We start from the raw sequence: 21,690 nt of genomic DNA on the forward strand, positions 1-21,690 counted from the left end.
GTGCTCCTGGTCCACCACGCTGGGACGAAGCACTGGGTGATGCCCGGCGGAAAGACCGACGACGGGCCCAAAGGTGGGGAGACACCGCTCCAGTGCTGTGAGCGGGAAGGCAGGGAGGAGACCGGCGTACCGGTCCAAGTGGGCCGCCTCCTTGTAGTGCAGTGGCTGTCCAGCGGGGGTCCGGGAAACTACAGCAATCCTCGCGCGTGCCACCTCTTTGTGTTCAGCGCCACCGTTTCCCCGCGGCACTACGACCGCATCCGCGTTCCGGAAGGAGAGCTGCTCGGCTGGGACTGGTGGGAGCCCGAGGCGGCCCTGGCGGTGATGGACAGGACGAACGCGCCGCTCCTGGCCGCCGCCGTGCGGGCAGCTTCCGGGGCGCAGGAGGCTCCGCTGTACCTGGAGGACGACCAGCAGCCGACTGGCACGCGAGAGGTCAGCCGGTGACCACCTCCGTAGATCGGCTCAAACGCCAGAATGATTCCGAGGCCGATCGCCGGCACCTGCCGCACTATTGAACGACGCGCTCATTCCTTACCTCGACCGCTAAAAGGAACGCGCTACCCAGTCACGCTCTCGGGGAAGGTTGCTTACGTGGATGGCTGAGCGAGCATGGCCGGCAGAGTAGAGCAGCCTTTTTGCGATTGTGCGGCGTGGAAAGGAAGGGTCTATCGCAGCGCGGGCACAGCCACCACCGGTCCTTATTGGAACCGGGATTGACGTCGGCTGGTGTGACCTCCCCGTTCATCGTCGGATGCCAGATCGCGGCCACATGAGGGAATAGGTCGGCGAGAGAACGGCCTGGTTTGGGGGCTGCTCGGGCGACATCTGACTGAGCACGTCCGCACAAGGGGCAGCCCACACCATGCGCCGTGCGGTTGCTGATATATGCCTGCCACTCGTGCCCGCACGCGGTGCAAGCCCACCAGGCCTTCGTATTGGCGTAGGGGGCCACTCGGCTAGGAGTCGTGGTGTTCTTCGTCGCATGCCACTCGGCGGCGACTTCTGGAAATTCAGAGGCGAGGCTTATGTCTCGCAAAGAATAGATGCCGATGTCGGCTTGCGCGGTGGCAATGGGCTTCCCGGCCGAGCGATAGCTCTGGATTTCGGGGACAGTACATCCAAGCTGCGCGAGACCGTCCACGGCCGCGCACGTGAGGGTGTACGCGTCGGCGTAAGCGGGGACGCGCACCGAGATCTCACCGACGCCCAGCTCGGGCAAGCTTCCTTCACGTAACCGCAGCACGTGCCACCCAGCGCTGAGTAGAGCCTTCGTCTGCACCTCGTCACGGGCTACATTCCCGGTGTGCCAAAACTCCCCATCAAGCTCAATAACGACACGCCAATCGGCTAGAACGACGTCACCCCGGACGGCTCGCCGCCCGGTGACCCTGATCGGTTCGTGCCGTGCCGACACCGGCAGTCCAAGAGCCGCCAGCTCGGCAGCGAGCCGTATCTGCTGCGCTGACGTGCCATGCAGCAGGCACAGCGGGCAACGCTGACCCTTGGCACGGTGAACAATGCGCGTATGCCATTTGTGACCGTCACGGCACTGCCACCACGCTTTGCGATTCGACTGCGGTTTGACATCTTCAGGGCGCAAAGGTCCATTGAGTGTTGAATGCCACTCGGCAGCCACGCCCGGCAGGATGTCGGCAAGCGACCTGCCCTCCGGCGGCACGCGCTGCTTCTCTGCCCGCTTCCGCGCCGCGCACTTACGACACCCAGCCCCCCGCGCAGTCCGTGCGCCCGGTGTTGCCTGCCATCCGAATCCGCATGTCGAGCAGAACCACCAGACACCCCGCAGGCTTCCGGGGCGGACACCTGTGGGACTGAGCACCCCGTTGCGCTCAACGTCCCACTCAGCGACCAACTCTGGGTACAAATCCGCTAGAGATTCCCCCGGCTCGGGACTGCTTGCTGCTGCCCCACGCCGGCGATGGGCACAGGGCGGGCAGCCTGAACCATGAGCCACTCGATTGGCCACGGACGCCTGCCACTCGTGACCACAACTGTCACAGCACCACCAGGCGCGATAGTCGCTACCGCCCGTCACCGTGGACGGAGCACGGTCGTTCCTGTCTGGGTGCCATTCGGCAAGCAGATGGGTGGGTAGTGGGCGCCTTCTCCGGGAAGGCGCTATCTTCCGCTCCACGGCACGGCGACGAGCGGCGCACCTCATACATCCCCTGCCGGAAACCCGTGCCCGAATCACAGCCTGCCACTCGTGTCCGCACGCCGGGCAGTGCCACCACACTTTCAGCGACCGATTCGGCTTAACGTCAGAAGGCGCTAACGGCCTGTTCTTTTCGGGGTGCCACTCGGCCGCCAGCTCCGGAACAAGCTCGGCAAGCGACTCATCCGCTCCAGGAGTGGTGCGGCTTTCGCGCACGAGGCGTACTGAGCACTCGGGGCACCGGGAAGCTCGCGCTGTCCGGTTTTTGATGACCGCTTGCCATTCATGGGAACACTGCGAGCAGTGCCACCACACCTTCAAGGTGGAGAAGGGCTTGACCTCGTCCGGGAGCAAGCCACCGTTTAGCTCATGGTGCCAATCGGCCGCTACGGCGGGGTAACGGTCATGGAGGGATTCCCCGGGCTGAGGGTTCCGTAGCGACATGAGCTCTCCTGCTAGACGGCCAACCTCATAGCACCCCGTCGACGACACGAACGCAAGGACATCACTCCCAAGTCTGCTCCGTCCCCCGCAAGTTGAGATCCGTCCGCCCAACGCTCCGCACCTCGTCATGCCTGGATGCACACTCGCATGGCGCTTGACCTCGATCGCGGTGATTGCAAGTTCCTAGACAAGCACTGGCCCCTGAGACTCCCGCCAGGAGAGCGGCCAGAGCTGACACACCGGAGAGCACAACGAAGAGCCCAGCCTGGCCGCCGAATGGCCCGGCGAGTACAGCGCCGGCTCCGGGGGCAATGGCGGTAGCCACAGTGGCGGGGGCGGCGAGAAGCGCGGACAGGCGTCCGTAGTGGGTGGTTCCCCAGCGGTCGGCGACGGCTGTGGCCTGGAGCAGGGTGAGGTTGCCCCGGACCATGCCGGCGAGGACTGCCAGTACGACGAGCAGTGCGACCGGGCTCGGAACCAGACCGAGGGCGAAGGTGGTGAGACCTCCTGCGGTGATCAGGATTACGGTGCGAGTGGTCACGCCTGTACGGCGGGCAAGGGCAGCGTAGAGCGTACGGCCGAGTGTCTGGCCTGCACCGCCGAGGCCGAGCGCCCAAGCGGCGGCAGTTGGGCTGGCGCCGCGTTCCGTCAATAGGGGGACCATGCCGATCACGACTGCGCTCATCGCGAAGCCGGAGAGAGCAAAGGCTGCTGCCAGCAGTAGGAATGGGCGTGTGCGTACGACGCTGCTGTGGTTGCCGCCCGTCTGCGTGGGTCGCCGTGACGCGGGCGGCCAAGGACCTCGCAGGGCGAATGCGTGCGCGGGGATGGTCACCGTGGCCAACAGCACGGCGAGAACCACGTACGTCATCCGCCAACTCAGTCGGTCTGCCAGCGCGGACGTCAGCGGCGCGAAGACGGTGGAAGCCAGACCGCCGGCCAGGGTGACGATCGTCAGTGCGCGAACGCGGTCCGGTCCCCACCAGCGGGTGACTGCGGCGAATGCCGGCTGGTAGAAGGTCGCGGCCATGGCTATCCCGGCCAGCAGCCAACCTACGGCGAATAGCGGGAGGTTGGGCGCTGCGGCGATAAGAACGATGGCAGTGACGGCGAGACATGAGCCCGCGGTCATCACGGCCCGGGGGCCTCGGCGGTCCAGTATCCGGCCGACCGGGATTCCGGTGACGGCCGAGATGAGCAGGGCGCCGGAGAACGCGGCCGAGGCGGCGCCCGAGGACCAGCCCGTGTCTTCGGTAAGGCGCGGGAGCAGGACCGGGAAGGCGTAGTAGACGATGCCCCAGCTGGTGATCTGGGTGGCGCACAGCGCGGGCAGGACGGCGCGGGGCCGCGGCCGGGCATCGTTCCCGATCGCGGCCTCTGGCGCATCGAGGCTGGTCACTGCGGTCAGCAGCCGCCGGAGGAGGTGGGCGCGCCGACGCCGATCTGCAGGGTGGTCGGGGCGGCGCAGCAGCCCCCGCCGGACTGGTCCGCCTCGGCGGCCTCCGGCTCGTCGAAGAGGCCCGCTCCCCCGCACACTCCGGTCTCCGGCAGGGTCAGCTCCACGCGCTCGGCGGCCTCCTGGTCGCCGGCCAGGGCGGCGGCAATGGAACGGACCTGCTCGTACCCGGTCATCGCGAGGAACGTCGGGGCGCGGCCGTAACTCTTCATCCCCACAAGGTAGATGCCCTGCTCGGGGTGGGAGAGCTCCTTGACGCCGTGCGGGTAGACCGTGCCGCAAGAGTGCACATTGGGGTCGATGAGGGGCGCCAGCTCTACCGGGGCCTGGAGGCGCTCGTCGAGGCCGAGGCGGAGCTCGTCCAGGAAACTAAGGTCGGGGCGGAAGCCGGTAAGGGCGATGATCTCGTCGACGGGAGCGAGGCGGCGGCCGTCATCGGCGACGAGGACGAGCTGCTCACCGGACTTCCCGACCTCACGGGTCCGGAAGCCGGTGACGGCGTCGGCGTATCCCTCGTCCACGGCGGCCTTGGCACGCAGGCCCAGGGCGCCGCGGGCCGGGAGCTGGTCGGCCTCGCCGCCGCCGAAGGTGGAGCCGCTGATGCCGCGCCGCAGGATCCAGGTGGTGTGCGTACCGGGGGCTTCCTTGGCGAGGTCGGCCAGGTAGGCGAGGGCGGTAAAGGCTGAGGCGCCGGAACCGATGACGGCGGTGCGCTTTCCCGCGTAACGGGCGCGGACGGCCGGGTCCTTGAGGTCGGGGACGCGGTAGGAAATACGGTCGGCGGCCGCTCGCTCACCGAGAGCAGGGAGCCCGTCGCCGCCCAGCGGGCTGGGGGCGGTCCAGGTACCGGAGGCGTCAATCACGGCGCGGGCAGTGAGGCGCTCCTCGGTGCCGTCGGCGTGAGTGACGTGAACGGTGAAGGGCTGCTCCTCCCGGCCGGAGTCCACGACGCGGTCGCGGCCGACGCGGGATACACCCGTGACGCGGGTGCCGAAGCGGACCTTGTCACCGAGGACGGCCGCCAGCGGCTGGAGGTACCGCTCGACCCAGTCCGCGCCGGAGGGATAGGCGGCACCGTCCGGCCGAACCCAGCCGGTGGGCGCGAGCAGCTTCTCGGCGGCGGGGTCGACGACCTCGGCCCAGGGCGAGAAGAGCCGGACGTGGCCCCACTCCCGCACCGCCGCGCCGGCGCTGGCACCGGCCTCCAGCACCAGCGGTTCCAGGCCGCGCTCGATGAGGTGAGCAGCGGCGGCCAGGCCGATCGGGCCAGCCCCAACGACCACGACAGGCAAATCAGTGGTGGGCGCGTTCACGACGACTCCTTCGATTCGACACCCGTCGATGGGTTGCACTGCCAGCATGGCACCTGTATTGATAGACGTCAACATAGACATTCATCGAATCCAGGAGGTTCGATTCATGGAGCACGTCGATGTGGCAGTGATCGGGGGCGGGCAGTCCGGGCTGGCCGCAGCACACGCCCTCCGTCAGAGAGGCGTCGCCCCCGTGGTGCTGGAGGCATCCGGGCAGGCGACCGGCTCGTGGCCCGACTACTACGACAGCCTCACGCTGTTCTCGCCTGCGCAGTACAGCGCCCTGCCGGGCTTGCCGTTCGGCGGCGACGGAGATCGTTACCCGCACCGCGACGAGGTCGTCGAGTACCTCACCCGCTACGCCGACCGCCTGGACGTCGACATCCGCACCAACACCCGCGTCGAGCGCGTGGAGAGCAACGGTGCCGGTTTCACACTGCGCACCGCCGACGGTCGCAGCATCGGCGCGGCCGGCATCGTCGCGGCGACCGGCGCCTTCGGCAACCCGCTACTGCCCGACCTGCCGGGACAGTCGGAATTCACCGGCGAGCTGCTGCACGTCGCCGACTACCGTCACCCGGCGCGGTACGCGGGCAAGCGGATCGTCGTCGTGGGTGGCGGCAATTCCGCGGTCCAGGTCGGCTACGAGCTGACAACACACGCCACGGTGACCCTGGTCAGCCGTGCCCCGATCCGGTTCCTGCCGCAGCTGCGCGACGGCAAGGACCTGCACCACTGGCTGACCACCACCGGTTTCGACCACCTGCCGCCCGAGTGGCTCATCCACTACGTCGGAGGCACCCTCGTCCTGGATGCCGGTCTCTACGGCAGCGCCCTGGAGGCAGGACGCCTGGAGCGGCGCCCCATGTTCGCCTCACTGGATGGTGACGCGGTCGTGTGGTCCGACGGCACAAGAGAGCAGGTCGACGTGGTGCTGCTTGCCACGGGATACCGACCGAACCTGCCCTACCTGACCAAGCTCGGCGCCATGGATGCGCAGGGCGCCCCGCTCCACAGCGGAGGCATCTCCGCCACCCATCCCGGGCTGGTGTACCTCGGCCTGGAATTCCAGCGGTCCTTCGCCTCCAACACACTGCGCGGAGTGGGCAGGGATGCGGACTACGTGATCGACCCGCTGATCGCACACATACGCAAGGCACCGGCCGCTGCCGGCCTCTGACGTCCACCCTCCACGGGCAGGTGAGGGGTAGGGCCTGGCCCGCAGCCCTGGCGTGCGACTCCGCCCCTCGCCGACTGATTCGACGTATGCCAACATAGATGTATGTCGAACACCAAGGCACTGCCGATGCTGGAGCCGGAGGCCGTGGCGCCGTGCTGCCCGCCGCTCACCGAGCGTCCGCTGACCGCGGAGGAGGCAGAGCGGACCGCGAAGATGTTCAAGGCCCTCGGCGACCCGGTAAGGCTCCGACTGTTCTCGCTGGTGGCGTCGCACGAGGGCGGGGAGGCGTGTGTCTGCGACATCTCCGACGTCGGCGTCTCCCAGCCCACCGTGTCCCATCACCTGAAGAAGCTCCGGGAGGCCGGTCTACTGACCTCCGAGCGCCGTGGCACGTGGGTCTACTACAAGGTCGCCCCCAGCGTGCTGGCCGCCATGGGGCAGCTACTGACCGCTGCCGACTGACGGCCCGCCTCGCGCGCCGAGGAATCGATCCCTCACCGCCGAATGGCGACGATCTCAACCTCCGCGTTCATCGCGCGCAGTCGTCGGACCGATTGGAGCAGGGATACCTGAGCGAAGGCGAACAGGGAATCCACCGCGATGTCCTGGCCGTCCTTGAGGAGGATCGCGAAGACGACCCGGAGTGTGCCGAAGTCCTCGAGCAGTCGGTGACGGGGAGTGTGGGTGGCTACCTGTTCAAGGAACTTGCTGCGGACCTCCAGGTCACTGCGCAGCGTTTCCACCGCTGTCACCCCCTGGGCGAAGAGATGGTTGAGCGGGGCGGTGCTTGAGGTCGCCTTCTTGACGCAGATGAGTTGGTTGTCCGGGCCGAGGACGTCGCAGATCTCCAACCCGCCGCCTTTGAACTTTTTTGTGACCACGGTGTTCTTGTCGAAGAGGAAGTACCCGTCCGCCTCAGCGGCCTTGTCGTTGTACCAGCCCTCGTCGTGGGTGTCCCGCTTCTTGACGATCTGCCCCTCCGGCCAGGCCGGCAGCGTGACGGTCGGCGTCTTGGAGAAGAGTTCCTCCAACTCCTCCTCCAAGGTCTCCAGGAAACCCGCGCCGACCTCGTACCACTTTCCATGGCCGTAGAAGTATCGCTCGCTACCGACGGCGACATCGGCGATCAGCCACTCCCGGCCCTTGGTGGCGGGGCCGGCCGGAGTCCGGTAGTCGTCGTCGCTGTACATCGTGACCCGCATATCGCCGAGCGCCTTCAGTCGGTCGCCCTCCTCCTTGTCCCTCACGAACTCCAAGAGCGCAGGGAGGTCGAGGTCCATCAGCTCCTTGGAACGCTTCCCCTTGGTCAGCCGGAAGGCTTGGGCCGAGCCGAACGCCTCCTGGCAGGACTCCGGCACCCCAAGGGCCAATCGCGAGCTGCCGGGATCGGCAAGGAGCTTCTCCAGGACGGCCTGGGCCTCCTGGGCCTTGCGGCCCTGGTTGTCCAGCGCGTGGAGCCGGGCGACGAATCCGAGTTCCGGCAGAGGATCCTTCCGTGCGCAGATGTCTTCGATGGCGCGCAGGTCGCTGAGGAATGCCTCCGGGTCCGTGGCCAGGGGAAGCTTGATCGTCGACTCGGCGCATTCCACCTTCACCTGCTGCGCCTTCCCGGGGCCCAACGACGTCAGCGGTACGCGGCTGACCGAACCGCACAGCCGGCGGACAATGGCGCCGAACCGGTCGAGTCCGAAGCCGTCGATGCGCTCGCCTCGGGCGACGGAGTATTCGTCGACGCGTCCGCGACCGTCCATGATCTGGTTACGGACCTTGAGGACTCCGGCCTCGTCGAGACATCGGGTGGCGAACTCCAACCCGAATTCGTCGTCGCGGTAGTACGGGTCGAGCATGTGGAAGCCGACGCCGTAGCTGAGGGCGTACATGCCGCGCTCCGTGCGCATGAGGATGAGACCGGCCGCGGAGTGGTTGTGCTCGTTCACTTCGAGTCCGGTGATACTGGCGGCTGCGGCGCACCAGTCCGCTCTGGGGCGCGGTATGCCGCCGGTGACCAGCAGACCTTCGATACCGGGGCGGGAGAACTCCTGGAGCGTGTAGCCCTCGCGCTCCAGGTAGTGGGCGCGGATGAGGTCGCGGAGCTCGGCCTTGCGGCCGTCGGGGACCTTGAGCCGATGAAGTGTGGACTTCCGCGTGCTCGACTTGGGCGTCTTCTGGCCGTTGCTCATTTCGCGGTCCCTCCCGGCAGTGCCTGGATACGTACGGTGCTGGCGTGACACGCGCGCATCCGGAGGAAGAGCCTGGGGCCGTGTGACACCTTCCGCGTCCGCTGTCCGCAGACCACCTGAATGTCTGCGGACACCACGACTCGCACCGTCTGACCGGGATCTCCACCTCTGAATGACTATGAGACTCACGAGGAACCCGGTTGGTTGTCATGCGTTCGGCATATGCCCATGATTTTTCACAGGCGATCTTCGAGGGGGAACGCGGAAGGCGCCGAGGGGCGAGGCCGACAGCCCCTACCCCGCCTTTCCGTCCTTCGTCACCCGACAGGCGAAGCACTTGTACGCCTGCTGGCCGGAGAGGTTGTCGTAGTAGCCGTCGTCGGGGAGCGTGTTGGCCGGCTCGTAGCGCGGGGCGCCGAAAATGTCGCCCACACGTTGAGCGGGCCCGAAGGTGTTCGGTACGAAGATGGTGTCCTCGCGGATGCCGTCCCACAGCAGGGCCGTGCCGGTGACCGCGCCTCGCGGGCTCTCCACCTTCACCGGGTCACCGTCGGCGATGCCCGCTGCCCGGGCCGTACGTGGGTGGATCTGGATGAGGCGGATGCCGTTGAGCTGCTTGCCTGTGTACGTCCAGTGGGTTACCTCGGCGAAGTGGACGACGCTGGGGCGTCCCGTCATGCCCATCAGGGGGTACGCGCCGTGCGGGGCGCGGTCGGGGCGAGCCCCGATGGTCACGGGGTGGGTGAGTGCCTGCGGGTTGATCGGGTTGGTGACGAAGAAGGACTTGTAGCGGAGGGTGGGATGATCGCCGGTAACTTCCGGGTGGGTGTAGAAGACCGGGAGGGCGCCGTGGCCTGTCGTCGAGAGGCGGTCGTCCAGCTCCTTGGTGAAGATCTCGACCTTGCCGGATGGGGTGAGGAAGCGCTTCCTCTTGTGCCGCGGATCAAGGCTTTCGGCAGCTTCATACCAGGACGGGTGGTCGAGGAAGAGGGTGCTCACACCCGGGTGGTCCGTGCTGGGGCAGGGCCAACGGAGCGGCTCAGCACGGCGGCTCATGCGGTGGGCTGTCATGCCGACCATACCCGGGGTGTGCCGGACGAACTCGGACCACAACTCGCGGTAGTCCAGCCACTTCTCCGGGAATGCCTCCCGCCATTCATCGGCCGGTCGACGGTTGTCGAGTCGGGCGACGGCGTGCGCGAGGCCGATCCAGATCTCCCAGTCCGGACGTGAGTCGCCGACGCGGGGCACGGCCTGCTCCTGCCAGCGGATCGCGCGGTCGTCGCGCCGCATGTACACGCCGTCCATTTCCAGCCCGCTGCACACGGGCAGGATGATGTCGGCGTAGTAGGCGGGCTCCTCCATGAAGAGGCCGGTGTAGACGAAGAATTCGAGCTGCTCGAAAGCTTCCCGGACGCGCTTGGAGTTGGCCGAGGACACGAGCGGGTTGCCCTGGGAGACGATGGCACGCAGGCGGTACGGGCGGCCGGTGAGGATGGACTCGGCGAAGTAGTCCGGGCCAACGGGCAGGGCGTCGGTGCGCTTGGGCGTCTCGGCCTTGAGCGGCGGGAGGTGCAGGTCGCCGGGCCAGGTGTTGTGCATGAAGTTGCAGCCGCCGCCCGGTACGCCGATGTTGCCGGTGACCGCCGCGAGGAAGGTGAGCGCGCGGTAGGTGTCGAAGGCGCCGAGCTGGTGGGAGATGCCGGCGTTGCAGAAGATCGCCGCGGGCTTGGCGGAGGCGTACTCCTCGGCGATGGCCTTGATGGTGGCCTCGGGGACACCGGTCACCTTGGCCGCCCAGGCGGCGGAGTAGCGGTGGTCGATCAGGTGCTTGCGCAGCTCGTCGAATCCCAGGACCCAGCGGTCGACGAACTTCTGGTCATGCCGGTCGGTGGTGATGATGTGGTGCAGCATGCCCAGGACGAGGGCGTAGTCGGTGTGCGGTTTGGGTGCGACCCAGCGGTCGGCCTGTTCGCCGGTGGGTGTCAGGCGGGGGTCGACGACGGTCAGTTTGGCGCCGGTCTTCTTCCGCTCGCGCAGGAGGTACTCGTACGTGACCGGGTGGGTCTCGGCCTGGTTGGTGCCCAGGAGGAGCAGGTAGCGGGCGGCGCCGAGGTCCTGCTTGCCGGTGGCGCCGTCGACGCCGTAGCCGTTGGTGAAGTTGCCGAGACCGAAGGACGCGGTGAGGGCGTTGGCTCCGGCGTCGTTGCACACCGGGCCGACATCAGTGTTGTTGGGACTGCCGAGCATGGCGAACATGCGGGCGACGAGCGAGCCGGTGCCGCGGGGCATCCTTCCCGTCGTCCGGTTGGCGATCGTGTGGGCCTGCCCCGCGTCGCGCAGTTCGAGGAACTTGCGGGCGATGGTGGTCAGCGCCTCTTCCCAACTGATCTTTTCGAAGCGGGAGTCGGGTGACCCCTTCTTGCCGGACACCCGCCGGAGCGGGGAGGTCAGCCGTTCGTCGTTGTAGACGAGCTGGGGCATGAGGTCGGCCTTCACACACAGGCCACCGGCCTGTACCGGGTCGTCCTGCTCACCGCGTACCGCGATCACGCGATCGGCCTTCAGGTCGACGTGGAGACGGCAGTTGGCGTTGCAGAACTGGCAGGCGGTGGCGACCGTACGGTCGGGGGTCAGCGCGGCCGACCGTACGGTGAAGTCGGGCGCCGACGTGCTGTTGCCGTGCTTGGTGCTTGGAGCGGGCGTCGCGGTGGGGGCCGCGGCTGATGCCGCGGAGGCCGGTGCGGCGGCCGCGCCGAGGACCGGCAGGCTCATTCCCACTCCGCCGGCCATAGTCCCGTGTACGAAGCCCCGGCGGGACACGCCTCGCTCGTCTCTTCTCACCTGACAACTCCTTGGCAACAGCACTCGATCGCGGTTGGTAGGGAGTCTGGCGAGGTCGGTACGGCTCAGGCCAGGGAATTCGGCTGGCATGTACGTGCGTGGGCACCGTCCTGCCGCGGTCGGGGAGGACGGTGCCCACGCACTCAGCGGCGCGTCGTCACGCCCAGCAGGTCGGCGATCTCGCGGCCCATCTCCCGGGCGGGCCGGCCCAATCCGATCAGGGTGGCCGAGGCCGGGCCGGTCCAGTCTCCGTACCCGAGCAGGTGGAGGCGGGGTTCGGCGTCCGCGCGGGTTCCGGTGGTGGGGATCCGGCCATTGCTCGTACGGAGACCGAGCGGGGCGAGGTGGGAGAGGGCGGGGCGGAAACCGGTGCACCAGATGACTGCGTCGGCCGCCGTCTGCGTACCGTCGGCCCAGACCGGGCCCTCGGCTCCCAGACGCGCGAACGTCGGCCGGGCGGTCAGCAGTCCACGGTCCCGCGCCTCGCGTACGGGCGGCACCGCGACGATGTCGCCGAGTGAAGCCACGCCTCCGGTGTCCCCCTCCCCCGCGTCCAGTGCGCGGCGGCGGGCGGTGGCCGCGTCGAAGAGGGCGCGGCCGTCGATGTCGTCAGCGAGGTAGCGCGGGGGCTGCTTGGTCACCCAGGTCAGCTCGGTGTGCTCGGCCAGATCGGCGGCGATCTGCGCACCGGAGTTGCCACCACCGACCACGACCACTCGCTGGTCCTCGAAGTCCTTGGGGCTGCGGTAGCCGACCGTGTGCAGCTGAGTCCCCCGGAAGACCTCTGCGCCGGGAATCGCGGGCAGGAACGGCCGCCACCAGGTACCGGTGGCACTCACCACTGCCCGCGCGCGCCAGGTACCGGCACCGGTCTCGACGCGCAGGAAGCCACCGTCCCTGTGGACTGCCTCCACCCGCACGGGCCGAACGATCGGGAGGTCATAACGGCGTTCGTAGCCGGTGAGGTAGTCGACGACGTGTGCAGCGTCCGGGTACGTCTCCCCCGGCTGGCCGGGCATGAGACGCCCGGGCAGTGAGGAGTAGGCGGCCGGGGAGAACAGGTGGAGCGAGTCCCAGGTGTGCTGCCAGGCGCCGCCCGGCCGCTCCTGGGCGTCGAGGATGACGAACTCGATGCCGAGGCGGCGCAGGTGGTAACCGGCGGCGAGCCCTGCCTGCCCGCCGCCGATCACCACCACATCAGCTTGCTGCGTCACTGCACGGCCGTGAACTTCTTGCGCCAGGCCAGCGAGACATAGACCAGTCCGACGAGCACCGGCACCTCGATCAGCGGGCCGACGACGCCGGAGAGCGCCTGGCCGCTGGTGACGCCGAAGGTGGCGATGGCGACCGCGATGGCCAGCTCGAAGTTGTTGCCGGCGGCAGTGAAGGCCAGGGTGGCGGTGCGGTCGTAGGCCAGGCCGATCGCCTTGCCGAGCAGGAAGGTGCCCGCCCACATCACGGCGAAGTAGACCAGCAGCGGCAGTGCGATCCGGGCCACGTCCAGTGGCTGCGTGGTGATCGTCTTTCCCTGCAGGGCGAAAAGGATGACGATGGTGAAGAGCAGGCCGTACAGCGCCCAGGGGCCGATCTTCGGCAGAAACTTGGACTCGTAACGCTCACGGCCGAGCTTCTTCTCACCGATGCGGCGGGTGAGGAAGCCCGCGAGCAGCGGCACGCCGAGGAAGACGATCACGTTCAGCGCGATGTGCCAGACCGGGACGTCCAGGCCCTGGCCGTTCCCGAGGCCGAGCCACTGCGGGAGCAGGTCCAGGTAGAACCAGCCGAGCAGACCGAACGCGATGACCTGGAAGACCGAGTTGAGCGCGACCAGTACGGCGGCGGCCTCGCGGTCGCCGCAGGCCAGATCGTTCCAGATGATCACCATCGCGATGCAGCGGGCGAGACCCACGATGATCAGGCCGGTGCGGTACTCCGACAGGTCCGGGAGGAAGATCCAGGCCAGCGCGAACATCACAGCCGGGCCAATGAGCCAGTTGATGACCAGCGACGAGACCATCAGCTTGCGGTCACCGGTGACGGCGTCCAGCTTGTCGTAGCGCACCTTGGCGAGGACCGGGTACATCATGACCAGCAGGCCGAGCGCGATCGGGAGCGAGATGCCACCGATCTCGACCTTGCTGAGCACGTCACCCAGGCCGGGGATGGCCCGGCCGAGGCCGAGGCCAATGGCCATGGCCGCGAGGATCCAGACGGCGAGGAAGCGGTCGAGCGTCGACAGCTTGCCGACGACCCCCGCTTCCTCGGTGCTGGTCACCTCGGTGGTGGATGGGGGTGCTGTCCTTGTCACGGGCAGGGCCTCTTTCGCGCACTGTCGACGGTCGTACGGGCGGACGCGGCCAGCTCTGCGAACTGACCGGCCAGATGATCGATGACGTCAGGGCGCAGCTTGTAGTAGGTGAAGCGGCCGCACGGCTCGGTCTCCACCACTCCTGCCTCTCTGAGCACCTTCAGGTGGTTGGAGAGGTTGGTCTGCCGGGCGCCGGTCTCCGCCACCAGGTGGGTCGTACACAGCGTCTCTTTTGCAAGCAGTTGCACGATCTGCAGCCTGAGCGGATCACCGAGGACCCGGATCAGGTCAGTATCGACTGACGTCATCATGTACTGATACTCTCACATCAGCGGGTGGTGATACCACCCCGCACTGATACCCCGCGAGACAAGAGAGAACCTGATGTCCGAGAAGCCCTCCGTACTCTTTGTCTGCGTGCACAATGCCGGCCGCTCGCAGATGGCCGCCGCCTGGCTGACCCACCTCGCGGGGGACCGGGTCGAGGTGCGCTCGGCGGGGTCCGCCCCGGCCGACACGGTCAACCCGGCCGTGGTCGAGGCCATGCGCGAGGTCGGCATCGACATCGCCGCCCAGACCCCGAAGATCCTGACCGTCGAGGCCGTCCAGGCATCCGATGTCTGCATCACCATGGGCTGCGGCGACGCCTGCCCGGTCTTCCCCGGCAAGCGCTACCTGGACTGGAAGCTTGAAGACCCGGCCGGTCAGGGAGTGGACGCCGTACGCCCCATCCGCGACGAGATCAAGTCCCGCATCGAGGGCTTGATCGCCGAGATCGCCCCTGAGGAGACGAAGTGACCGCCACCGTACGGAACGTCATCATCATCGGCTCGGGCCCGGCGGGCTACACCGCCGCGCTCTACACCGCGCGTGCCTCGCTCGAGCCGCTGGTCTTCGAAGGTTCGGTGACCGCCGGCGGCGCGCTGATCCAGACGACCGAGGTGGAGAACTTCCCCGGTTTCCGTGACGGCGTCATGGGCCCCGAGCTGATGGATGAGATGCGGGCCCAGGCGGAGCGCTTCGGCGCCGAGCTCATACCGGACGACGTGACCGCCGTCGATCTCACTGAGGAGATCAAGACCGTCACGGACAGCGCGGGCACGGTTCACCGCGCGAGAGCCGTCATCGTTGCCACCGGTTCCCAGCACCGCAAGCTGGGCCTCCCGGGCGAGGACGCACTGTCCGGCCGCGGCGTCTCGTACTGCGCGACCTGCGACGGGTTCTTCTTCAAGGACCAGGACATCGCCGTGATCGGCGGCGGCGACACCGCGATGGAGGAAGCGACCTTCCTCTCCCGGTTCGCCAAGTCGGTCACCATCGTGCACCGTCGCGACACCCTGCGCGCCTCCAAGGCCATGCAGGAGCGTGCCTTCGCCGACCCGAAGATCACGTTCGCGTGGGACAGCGAGGTCGCTGAGATCCACGACAAGGACGGCAAGCTCGGCGGGCTGACACTGCACAGCACCAAGACCGGCCAGACCTCCGAACTCCCCGTCACGGGGCTGTTCGTGGCCATCGGGCACGACCCGCGCACCGAGCTGGTCAAGGGGCAGCTCGACCTGGACGACGAGGGTTACCTCAAGGTCGCCTCCCCCAGCACCCGTACCAACGTCCAGGGTGTGTTCGCCGCCGGTGACGTGGTCGACCACACCTACCGCCAGGCGGTCACCGCCGCCGGGACCGGCTGCGCCGCGGCGCTCGACGCCGAGCGTTACCTGGCCGCCCTCACCGGTGGCGAGTCCGCCGAGCCCGAGAAGGAGGCGGCGGCGCTGTGAAGGTGAACGGAAGCTGAACGAGTCTCGAATGTTCCTGGTGGGCGGGGAGTTTGACGCATCCCCGCCCACCGCGGGAAGGCAAGCCTTCATAGGGTGAGCACATGCCCGATGCAACTGACGCCGAGTCGAGACCGCAGCTTCCGTTGATCGACGGCGAGGACCCCACCTGCGGTCCGCCGCTCGGTGTGGACCCCATTCCGCGCCCCGAGGCCGAGGAACTGGCCAAGACGCTCAAGGCGGTCGCCGACCCGACCCGGCTGCAGATGCTGAGCATGTTGCTGGCGGCCCCGGACGGCGAGGCATGCGTCTGCGACCTCACCGCGCCACTCGACCAGACGCAGCCCACGATCAGCTACCACCTGAAGGTCCTGGCCGACGTAGGGCTGGTCACGCGTCGGCGACGCGGCACATGGATGTGGTATTCGGTCCACCCTGAGCGCACCGAGCTCCTCAACTCGCTCGTGTTCGTACGGACGTAGGAGCGCACAGACGCCGGCCCCCGTTCCGCCGTGGTTGCGACATGGCGGAACGGGGGCCGGTTTCCGGGGCAGATCTTTGCATAGCTGACCTGGTTGCGACAGGTCAGCCGAGCAGAAGGTAGGCCCCTGCGGCGACGGCCGCGGCGAACGGCGGGGTGACGATCCAGGCCAGGGCGAAGTCGCGGAGTGTCTTGCCCTTGACGTGGGACAGCCCGGCACCGGCGCTCGCGGTGATGGCGCCCGTCGAGACGTGCGTGGTCGACATCGGCAGGCCCTGCGAAGCGCCGAGACCCACCAGTGCGGCAGTAGTGAGGTTGGCGGTGAAGCCGCCCACATGCGTCAGCTTGACCACGTCGTTGGCCATCTTGTCCGCGATCCGGGAACCCACCAGCAGGCCGCCGACCGCCATCGCCGCGGTCACACCGATGGCGAGCGACGTCGTGGACATCCCGGAGACCAGCGCGAAGGACCCGATGGCCACGATCTTCGGGGTGTCGTTCATACCGCGGGCGAGGCTGGTCAGGCCACTGGTGATCCAGTGGGCGACACCGAGCGCGCCCAGGCGGGAGGCCGTCTGCTGCTCCGGCTTGGCCGTCACCGTCTCGGTAGCAGTGGCGCCGGTACCGACCAGGACGCCGCCACGGTCGTCGGCAGGAGCGGACGTGGTGACCTTACGTACGGCGACCTTCGCGGTCAGGAAACGACTCAGGTAAGTCAGCGCGAGCGAGACGCCGTATGCGACGGCGATGCTGATCAGCAGCGGCTGAACGACCTTGGCCACCAGGGAGTTCCACTGGACCGCGCTGGAGGCGAAGACCGCCCCGGCGCCCAGCAGCGAACCGACCAGAGCGTGCGTCGTGGAGACCGGCAGCTTGTAGATGGTGGCCACCGCGATCCACGCGACGGTGCCGATGAGTACCGCGGCGGCGAACGCGGGGGTGGGCTCGGCCGCGACGATGCCCTTGGAGAACAGTGCGGTCATCTTGCCGGCGAAGTGCAGGGAGATCAGGCACCCGATGGCGGTGGTGACCGTGCCCCAGATCAGGGCGGTTCTCACCTTGGCGACGCCCGCGCCGGCGAGGGTGGCGACGCCCTTGGGGACGTCGTTGGCGCCGTTGGCGAAGGCCAGCGCCAGGACGAGGAAGAGAACGAGGAATTCCAAGGCAGTGCCTCTCTAGCGGGCGTGGTGCGGCGTAGGGCCGGCCGTACCGGCCGTACGCCGCACCACGCGGTGAAGTTCGAAAGGATCGTGGAAGGAGTCAGCGATCAGTTGGTGTAGACGAGTTGCTGCGGTATGGCCGTGGCGTGCTGGAGCACGGCCGCCGCGAACGCCTCGATCAGCGGGTGGATGGCGTCGGGCTCGGAGGACAGCTCCGGCTGGAAGAGCGTGCCGATGAAGAAGGCATGCTGCGGCAGCTCGATCGCGCGCGGGGCGTTCTCGGAGTCCCAGCCGCTGATGACCAGCTCGCTGCGCTCGATCGTCTCGGCGAAGTCCGGGTTGAGCCCGTACTGGCAGTGGAAGGTCTCCGTGGTCTGCTCCGCGCCGGAGTAGACGCCCGACAGCCGGGTTCCGTCGCCGAGGTGGAGCGATGCCTGCTGGCCCTTCATGCAGCAGGTCAGCGGAATGATCACCGGGGTGGCGGCATCGGGGTCGTACTGCACGTCGTCGGCATCGGTGATACCGAGGACGTTGCGCATGAATTCGATCAGCGCGTGCTGGAAGCCACCACAGGTGCCCAGGTAGGGGATTCCCTTCTCCCGGGCGTACTGGATCGCAGTGAGCACACCGTCCTTGGACGCGTACGGCGAGCCGGGGATGACCCAGATGCCGTCGAACCCGGCGAGGTCCTCGGGGCCGTTCACGTTCTGGCTGGCGACCCACTCCAGTTGCACCGGCAGGGCGGGCGCGATCGCGTCCAGCCGCGGGTGGGCGGGAGTGTGGTCGTTGCGGTTGCCGACCAGGGCGACCCTGGGGCGGTACGAAGGCTCAGCAGTCATGCGTCGTCCTTGGTGAGTGCGTGTGCGGTGTCGGTGCGGCCGAGCCAGACGTGGCTCTGCGGCGCCAGGCGGCAGATCAGTCCGGCGCCCTCCTCCCCCGCGGTGACGACGTCGCCGGCCAGGAACAACGGCGTGGCGTCGTCGCCGAGGACGAGCGAGGGACGGAAGGAGAGCTCCTGGTCGGTGGTGTTCTGGACGTACAGCAGTCGGCTGGTGGCGCCGTTGCGCTGTACGGCCCACAGTCCGGTGCCGAAGTCGGGTTGCCGGACCGTCGCGTCGGAGGCGAAGGCGTCGGCGAAGCGCTCGTCCTCCAGTGCCGGGTGGAGGGCCGGCGGCTGGTTCACCAGCGTGGCGTCGCTCATGTCAGTGACCTTCCGGTCATGGCGGGGCCGGGCGTGCGGCCCAACAGGGTCAGAACGGTGGGCGCGATGTCCGCGAGGGTCCCGGGCTCGACCAGCCGGTCGGGCAGCATGGATTCGGGAGCGGAGACGACGATGACGGGCACCGGGTTGGTGGTGTGGCCGCCGTACGGACGGGGCTTGCCGTCCGGGCCGGCCTTGGCCATCTGCTCGGCGTTGCCGTGGTCGCCCACGAGCAGCACCCAGCGGCCGGCGGCCTCGGCGGCCACGCGGATGCGTTCGACGGCCTGGTCGGTGAATTCCGTGGCCCGTACGGTGGCTTCGGCGTCTCCGGTGTGCCCGACGACGTCGATGTTGGCGAGGTTGGCGATGACGAGTGCCACCTCATCGCGGGCCGCGGCGTTCACAACGGCATCGGTGACGCGGCCGAGGTTCATCTCGGGACGCGCGGTGTAGTCCGGCGCGGTGTCCCCCGCGACCTGGATGTGCTCCTCGGTCTCCCGCCTGCGGTCGTCCCGGCCGTTGATGTAGTAGGTGACGTGCTCGAACTTCTCCTTCTCCGCGATGCGCACCGAGCGCAGGCCGTGGCCCTCCAGTTCGTCGGCGAGTCCGCCGGAGGCGTCGGCCCGGCCGACCAGGGCCGGGATCGATGCACGGGTGTCGTACTCGGCCAGGCTCAGCGCCGTGACGTGCCGCGGGTGCGGGCCGGACCGGAGGTGGTCGAGCAGATGGTCGGCTAGCTGCTGGATGCGGTCACTGCGGAAGTTGGTGAACAGCACCGCGTCGCCGTCCGCGATCGCTCCCAACGGTGTGTCGTCCTCGCCGGTCAGGACGGTGGGCTCGATCCACACGTCGCCACGCGGGGCGTTCGTGGTCGCCGCCTCGGCGTTCGATGCCCGGGGGCCGTCGCCGTCGGCGATGGCGGCGGTGACCGGGCGGGTGAAACCGAGGTCGCCACTCTTGTCGAGGGCGTATCCGCGGCCGGAGACGGTGGCGATGCGGCCCGCCCCCGCGGCGGCCGCGATGGCTTCCGCCCGGCGCAGGTACTCGGCGGCGGTGCCGTCGGCGACGTCCCGGCCGTCGGTGATCGCGTGGATCCAGACCCGCGGTACCTGATGAGCTGCGGCGATGTCGAGCAGTTCCCGCAGGTGCTCGATGTGGGCATGAATCTGGCCGTCCGAGGCGAGGCCGACCAGGTGCAGCGCCCGGTCCTCACGGGCCAGGCCGCTCAGCGTCTCGCTCAGCAGCGGGTGCTCACGGAGCGCACCGGAGTCGATGCCGCGCTGGACCAGGAGACTGTCGTACTCCAGCGGGCGGCCGGCGCCGATGACCATGTGACCGATCTCGGAGTTGCCGACCGTACCCGGCAGGAGGCCCACCGCTTCGCCCGACGCGTCGACGTACGTAGTCGGGTACTTGGTAGCCAGGGCGTCCAGTACGGGGGTGTGCGCCCGGGCGATGGCGTTGTCCTCGGTGGCGGGGCCGTGGCCCCAGCCGTCCAGGACGAGCAGCACCCCAGGGTTGTAGGGGGCGGTGGTCACTGGGCCTCCCGCAGGGTGTCGAGGACCTGCCAGAAGGTGGGGAAGGACTTGGCGACGCAGCCCGGGTCTTTGATCACGACGCCCTCGGTGCGCAGGCCGGCGATGGCGAAGGTCATCGCAATGCGGTGGTCGTCGTAGGTGTCGATGGTCGCGCCGTGCGGGGTGCCGCCGTGGATGGTCATCGCGTCGTCGTACTCGTCGACCTCAATGCCCATCTTGCGGAGCTCGGTGGTGACGGCGGCGATGCGGTCACACTCCTTGACCCGAAGGCTGGCGATGTTGGTGATGCGGGTGGGGCCGTCGGCGAAGGCAGCGACAATGGCGAGCGTCGGCACTACATCCGGCATGGCCTCCATGTCGACGTCAATGCCGCGCAGCGGGCCGCCCTTGAGGGTGATGGCCGAGTCGGTGACGTCGGCGTGCGCGCCCATCCGGACCAGGACGTCGACCAGGCCCACGTCGCCCTGGTGAGAGCCGCTGCCGATACCGGGGATGGTGACCCGGCCGCCGAGGATCGCCGCGGCGGCGAGGAAGTACGACATCCCGGAGGCGTCGGGCTCGACGACGACCTCGCCGCCGCGGAAGGACTGACCGGCCGGCACGGTGAACTTGGTGTACCCGTCGCGCTCGACGCGGATGCCGGCGGCCGCGAGGGAGGCCAGAGTCATCTCCACGTACGGCTTCGAGACCAGGTCGTCGACGATGGTGATCTCGGTGTCCTGCTCGGCCTTGACCGAGCTGATCAGGAGGCTGGAGGTGAACTGGCTGCTGACCGCGCCGCTGATCCGGGTCGCGCCGCCGCGGTAGCTGCCGCCGGTGACGCGGACCGGCGGGGAGCCGTTGCCGCGCACGGCGAGGGCCTCGACACCGAGCGGCCCGAGGGCCGCGAGCAGGTCGCCCATCGGACGCTCCTGCATACGGGCGTTGCCGGTGATGGTGGTCGTGCCCTCGGCGAGGCCGGCCAGGGAGATCAGGAAGCGCAGCGGGGTGCCGGCGCCGCCGACGAAGATGTCCTCCTCGGGCGCACGCATCGGCTGCCCGGTGGGCGTCACGTTGATTGTGTTGGTCTCGTGGTCGATGTCGACCGTGACGTGGCCGAACTGCTCGACGCCGCGGGAGAAGTAGACCGTGTCGTCCGAGAGGAGCGCGCCCTGGACCCGGGTCGGCTCCGCCGCGAGCGAGGCGATGGCGATGGCCCGGTTGGTGTAGCTCTTCGAACCGAGCACGGCGACCTCGGTGTCGACCGCGGAAAGCGTCTCGACGGTGAGCTGCTCGGCGGACAGGCGGGGGTCCTTGGCGTGCGTCATGAAGGGTTCCTCCTGGAAGGCGGATAAGGACGGCCGCCTGGCAAGGCGGTGTCGGTGAGGTGCCAGCCACGCAGGGCGGGCGCGGTGTGCAGCGCGCGTCGGCTGACGGCGGCCGCCGTGCTTTCCGCTGCGGCGAGCGGTACGGCGCGGATGAAGTAGGTGACGTCGACACGTCCGGGAGCCGGAGAGGAGTGAATGTGCTCCAGGTCGTCTCCGGGCGTGACGAATACCCAAAGGAGATCGGTGACGAGCGCCGCATTCAGCAATTCGTTCGCAGAATTACCGGCGGCTGAGAATGTCACCGTGATCATGTGCATCGGCGACTCCTGG

The 21,690-nt window shown here is 68.3% G+C and carries 20 protein-coding genes and 1 pseudogene; 6 read left to right on the forward strand and 15 right to left on the reverse strand.

Annotated elements, in window-relative coordinates; genetic code table 11:
• On the forward strand, positions 1-447 hold the full coding sequence (locus IG84_RS0106100; protein WP_031052164.1) for an NUDIX domain-containing protein: 447 nt from the start codon (positions 1-3) through the stop codon (positions 445-447).
• A gap of 121 nt (positions 448-568) precedes the next feature.
• Here the strand turns inward: IG84_RS0106100 and IG84_RS42030 are convergent, their stop codons facing one another.
• The 4 genes and pseudogenes from IG84_RS42030 to IG84_RS0106110 form a co-directional block, all read right to left on the reverse strand.
• Positions 569-1,681 (reverse strand): zinc-ribbon domain-containing protein, encoded by a 1,113-nt coding sequence (locus tag IG84_RS42030; protein WP_245659233.1) that lies wholly within the window; start codon positions 1,679-1,681, stop codon positions 569-571.
• Positions 1,682-1,717: 36 nt separating this feature from the next.
• Positions 1,718-2,749: pseudogene (locus tag IG84_RS42870) on the reverse strand (zinc-ribbon domain-containing protein); the annotation flags it as partial.
• Positions 2,682-4,019 carry an MFS transporter gene (locus tag IG84_RS0106105; RefSeq protein WP_078648632.1) on the reverse strand — a complete coding sequence of 446 codons (1,338 nt, stop codon included), beginning with the start codon at positions 4,017-4,019 and terminating at the stop codon, positions 2,682-2,684. The gene IG84_RS0106105 and the pseudogene IG84_RS42870, both read right to left, overlap by 68 nt.
• 5 nt (positions 4,020-4,024) lie before the next feature.
• Positions 4,025-5,389: an NAD(P)-binding domain-containing protein gene (locus IG84_RS0106110; RefSeq protein ID WP_031052168.1), complete on the reverse strand. Its 1,365-nt coding sequence runs from the start codon at positions 5,387-5,389 to the stop codon at positions 4,025-4,027.
• Between the two features lie 106 nt (positions 5,390-5,495).
• Here IG84_RS0106110 and IG84_RS0106115 point away from each other — a divergent pair, with 106 nt between their 5' ends.
• Both IG84_RS0106115 and IG84_RS0106120 read left to right on the forward strand, forming a co-directional pair.
• Complete coding sequence (locus IG84_RS0106115; RefSeq protein WP_031052171.1) at positions 5,496-6,569, forward strand: flavin-containing monooxygenase; 1,074 nt, start codon at positions 5,496-5,498, stop codon at positions 6,567-6,569.
• Positions 6,570-6,671: 102 nt separating this feature from the next.
• Entirely contained in the window at positions 6,672-7,031 is a 360-nt protein-coding gene (locus IG84_RS0106120) for an ArsR/SmtB family transcription factor (protein ID WP_031052173.1), read from the forward strand.
• 32 nt (positions 7,032-7,063) lie between these two features.
• On the opposite strand, the gene IG84_RS0106125 is transcribed toward IG84_RS0106120, so the two are convergent.
• The 5 genes from IG84_RS0106125 to IG84_RS0106145 all read right to left on the reverse strand — a co-directional run bounded on the left by IG84_RS0106125 (position 7,064) and on the right by IG84_RS0106145 (position 14,212).
• Positions 7,064-8,749 (reverse strand): DUF6119 family protein, encoded by a 1,686-nt coding sequence (locus IG84_RS0106125; protein ID WP_031052175.1) that lies wholly within the window; start codon positions 8,747-8,749, stop codon positions 7,064-7,066.
• 294 nt (positions 8,750-9,043) lie between these two features.
• Positions 9,044-11,524, reverse strand: coding sequence for a molybdopterin-containing oxidoreductase family protein (locus IG84_RS0106130; RefSeq protein WP_382467406.1), 2,481 nt, complete (start codon positions 11,522-11,524; stop codon positions 9,044-9,046).
• A 212-nt stretch (positions 11,525-11,736) separates the two neighbouring features.
• Positions 11,737-12,807 carry an ArsO family NAD(P)H-dependent flavin-containing monooxygenase gene (locus IG84_RS0106135; protein WP_031052181.1) on the reverse strand — a complete coding sequence of 357 codons (1,071 nt, stop codon included), beginning with the start codon at positions 12,805-12,807 and terminating at the stop codon, positions 11,737-11,739.
• Positions 12,804-13,901, reverse strand: coding sequence for an ACR3 family arsenite efflux transporter (gene arsB / locus IG84_RS0106140; RefSeq protein WP_031052192.1), 1,098 nt, complete (start codon positions 13,899-13,901; stop codon positions 12,804-12,806). Before arsB ends, IG84_RS0106135 begins: the two co-directional genes overlap by 4 nt.
• Positions 13,898-14,212, reverse strand: a complete 315-nt coding sequence (locus tag IG84_RS0106145) for an ArsR/SmtB family transcription factor (RefSeq protein WP_031052195.1) — start codon at positions 14,210-14,212, stop codon at positions 13,898-13,900. The genes arsB and IG84_RS0106145 overlap by 4 nt, the downstream gene beginning before the upstream one ends.
• 73 nt (positions 14,213-14,285) lie before the next feature.
• On the opposite strand from IG84_RS0106145, the gene IG84_RS0106150 reads away from it, so the two are divergent.
• The 3 genes from IG84_RS0106150 (at position 14,286) to IG84_RS0106160 (ending at position 16,155) form a co-directional block, all read left to right on the forward strand.
• Positions 14,286-14,699, forward strand: a complete 414-nt coding sequence (locus IG84_RS0106150) for an arsenate reductase ArsC (protein WP_031052198.1) — start codon at positions 14,286-14,288, stop codon at positions 14,697-14,699.
• The gene (gene trxB, locus IG84_RS0106155; protein WP_031052200.1) at positions 14,696-15,676 is read left to right on the forward strand and encodes a thioredoxin-disulfide reductase; all 981 of its coding nucleotides are present in this window, start codon (positions 14,696-14,698) and stop codon (positions 15,674-15,676) included. Before IG84_RS0106150 ends, trxB begins: the two co-directional genes overlap by 4 nt.
• Positions 15,677-15,777: 101 nt before the next feature.
• Positions 15,778-16,155: an ArsR/SmtB family transcription factor gene (locus tag IG84_RS0106160; protein ID WP_031052202.1), complete on the forward strand. Its 378-nt coding sequence runs from the start codon at positions 15,778-15,780 to the stop codon at positions 16,153-16,155.
• Positions 16,156-16,258: 103 nt separating this feature from the next.
• On the opposite strand, the gene IG84_RS0106165 is transcribed toward IG84_RS0106160, so the two are convergent.
• The 6 genes from IG84_RS0106165 to IG84_RS40465 form a co-directional block, all read right to left on the reverse strand.
• On the reverse strand, positions 16,259-17,317 hold the full coding sequence (locus IG84_RS0106165) for an inorganic phosphate transporter (protein WP_031052204.1): 1,059 nt from the start codon (positions 17,315-17,317) through the stop codon (positions 16,259-16,261).
• A 104-nt stretch (positions 17,318-17,421) separates the two neighbouring features.
• Entirely contained in the window at positions 17,422-18,153 is a 732-nt protein-coding gene (locus tag IG84_RS0106170) for a CTP synthase C-terminal region-related (seleno)protein (protein WP_031052208.1), read from the reverse strand.
• Complete coding sequence (locus IG84_RS0106175) at positions 18,150-18,515, reverse strand: hypothetical protein (protein WP_031052211.1); 366 nt, start codon at positions 18,513-18,515, stop codon at positions 18,150-18,152. The genes IG84_RS0106170 and IG84_RS0106175 overlap by 4 nt, the downstream gene beginning before the upstream one ends.
• Positions 18,512-20,053, reverse strand: coding sequence for a 2,3-bisphosphoglycerate-independent phosphoglycerate mutase (gpmI, locus tag IG84_RS0106180; protein ID WP_031052215.1), 1,542 nt, complete (start codon positions 20,051-20,053; stop codon positions 18,512-18,514). Before gpmI ends, IG84_RS0106175 begins: the two co-directional genes overlap by 4 nt.
• Complete coding sequence (aroA, locus tag IG84_RS0106185) at positions 20,050-21,360, reverse strand: 3-phosphoshikimate 1-carboxyvinyltransferase (RefSeq protein WP_031052218.1); 1,311 nt, start codon at positions 21,358-21,360, stop codon at positions 20,050-20,052. Before aroA ends, gpmI begins: the two co-directional genes overlap by 4 nt.
• On the reverse strand, positions 21,357-21,677 hold the full coding sequence (locus IG84_RS40465; RefSeq protein WP_211266417.1) for a hypothetical protein: 321 nt from the start codon (positions 21,675-21,677) through the stop codon (positions 21,357-21,359). Before IG84_RS40465 ends, aroA begins: the two co-directional genes overlap by 4 nt.
• Positions 21,678-21,690: the final 13 nt, after the last annotated feature.

Origin of the sequence: Streptomyces ochraceiscleroticus (assembly GCF_000720485.1) — a bacterium.
Classification (GTDB): domain Bacteria; phylum Actinomycetota; class Actinomycetes; order Streptomycetales; family Streptomycetaceae; genus Streptomyces; species Streptomyces ochraceiscleroticus.

Excerpts from the sequence above, each read along its gene's own strand:
- IG84_RS0106115 (WP_031052171.1), top strand. The coding sequence starts at position 5,496 with ATGGAGCACGTCGATGTGGCAGTGATCGGGGGCGGGCAGTCCGGGCTG.
- IG84_RS0106120 (WP_031052173.1), top strand. The coding sequence starts at position 6,672 with ATGTCGAACACCAAGGCACTGCCGATGCTGGAGCCGGAGGCCGTGGCG.
- IG84_RS0106125 (WP_031052175.1), bottom strand. The coding sequence starts at position 8,749 with ATGAGCAACGGCCAGAAGACGCCCAAGTCGAGCACGCGGAAGTCCACA.
- IG84_RS0106130 (WP_382467406.1), bottom strand. The coding sequence starts at position 11,524 with ATGAGCCTGCCGGTCCTCGGCGCGGCCGCCGCACCGGCCTCCGCGGCA.
- IG84_RS0106145 (WP_031052195.1), bottom strand. The coding sequence starts at position 14,212 with ATGATGACGTCAGTCGATACTGACCTGATCCGGGTCCTCGGTGATCCG.
- IG84_RS0106150 (WP_031052198.1), top strand. The coding sequence starts at position 14,286 with ATGTCCGAGAAGCCCTCCGTACTCTTTGTCTGCGTGCACAATGCCGGC.
- IG84_RS0106160 (WP_031052202.1), top strand. The coding sequence starts at position 15,778 with ATGCCCGATGCAACTGACGCCGAGTCGAGACCGCAGCTTCCGTTGATC.
- IG84_RS0106170 (WP_031052208.1), bottom strand. The coding sequence starts at position 18,153 with ATGACTGCTGAGCCTTCGTACCGCCCCAGGGTCGCCCTGGTCGGCAAC.
- IG84_RS0106175 (WP_031052211.1), bottom strand. The coding sequence starts at position 18,515 with ATGAGCGACGCCACGCTGGTGAACCAGCCGCCGGCCCTCCACCCGGCA.
- aroA (WP_031052218.1), bottom strand. The coding sequence starts at position 21,360 with ATGACGCACGCCAAGGACCCCCGCCTGTCCGCCGAGCAGCTCACCGTC.
- IG84_RS40465 (WP_211266417.1), bottom strand. The coding sequence starts at position 21,677 with ATGCACATGATCACGGTGACATTCTCAGCCGCCGGTAATTCTGCGAAC.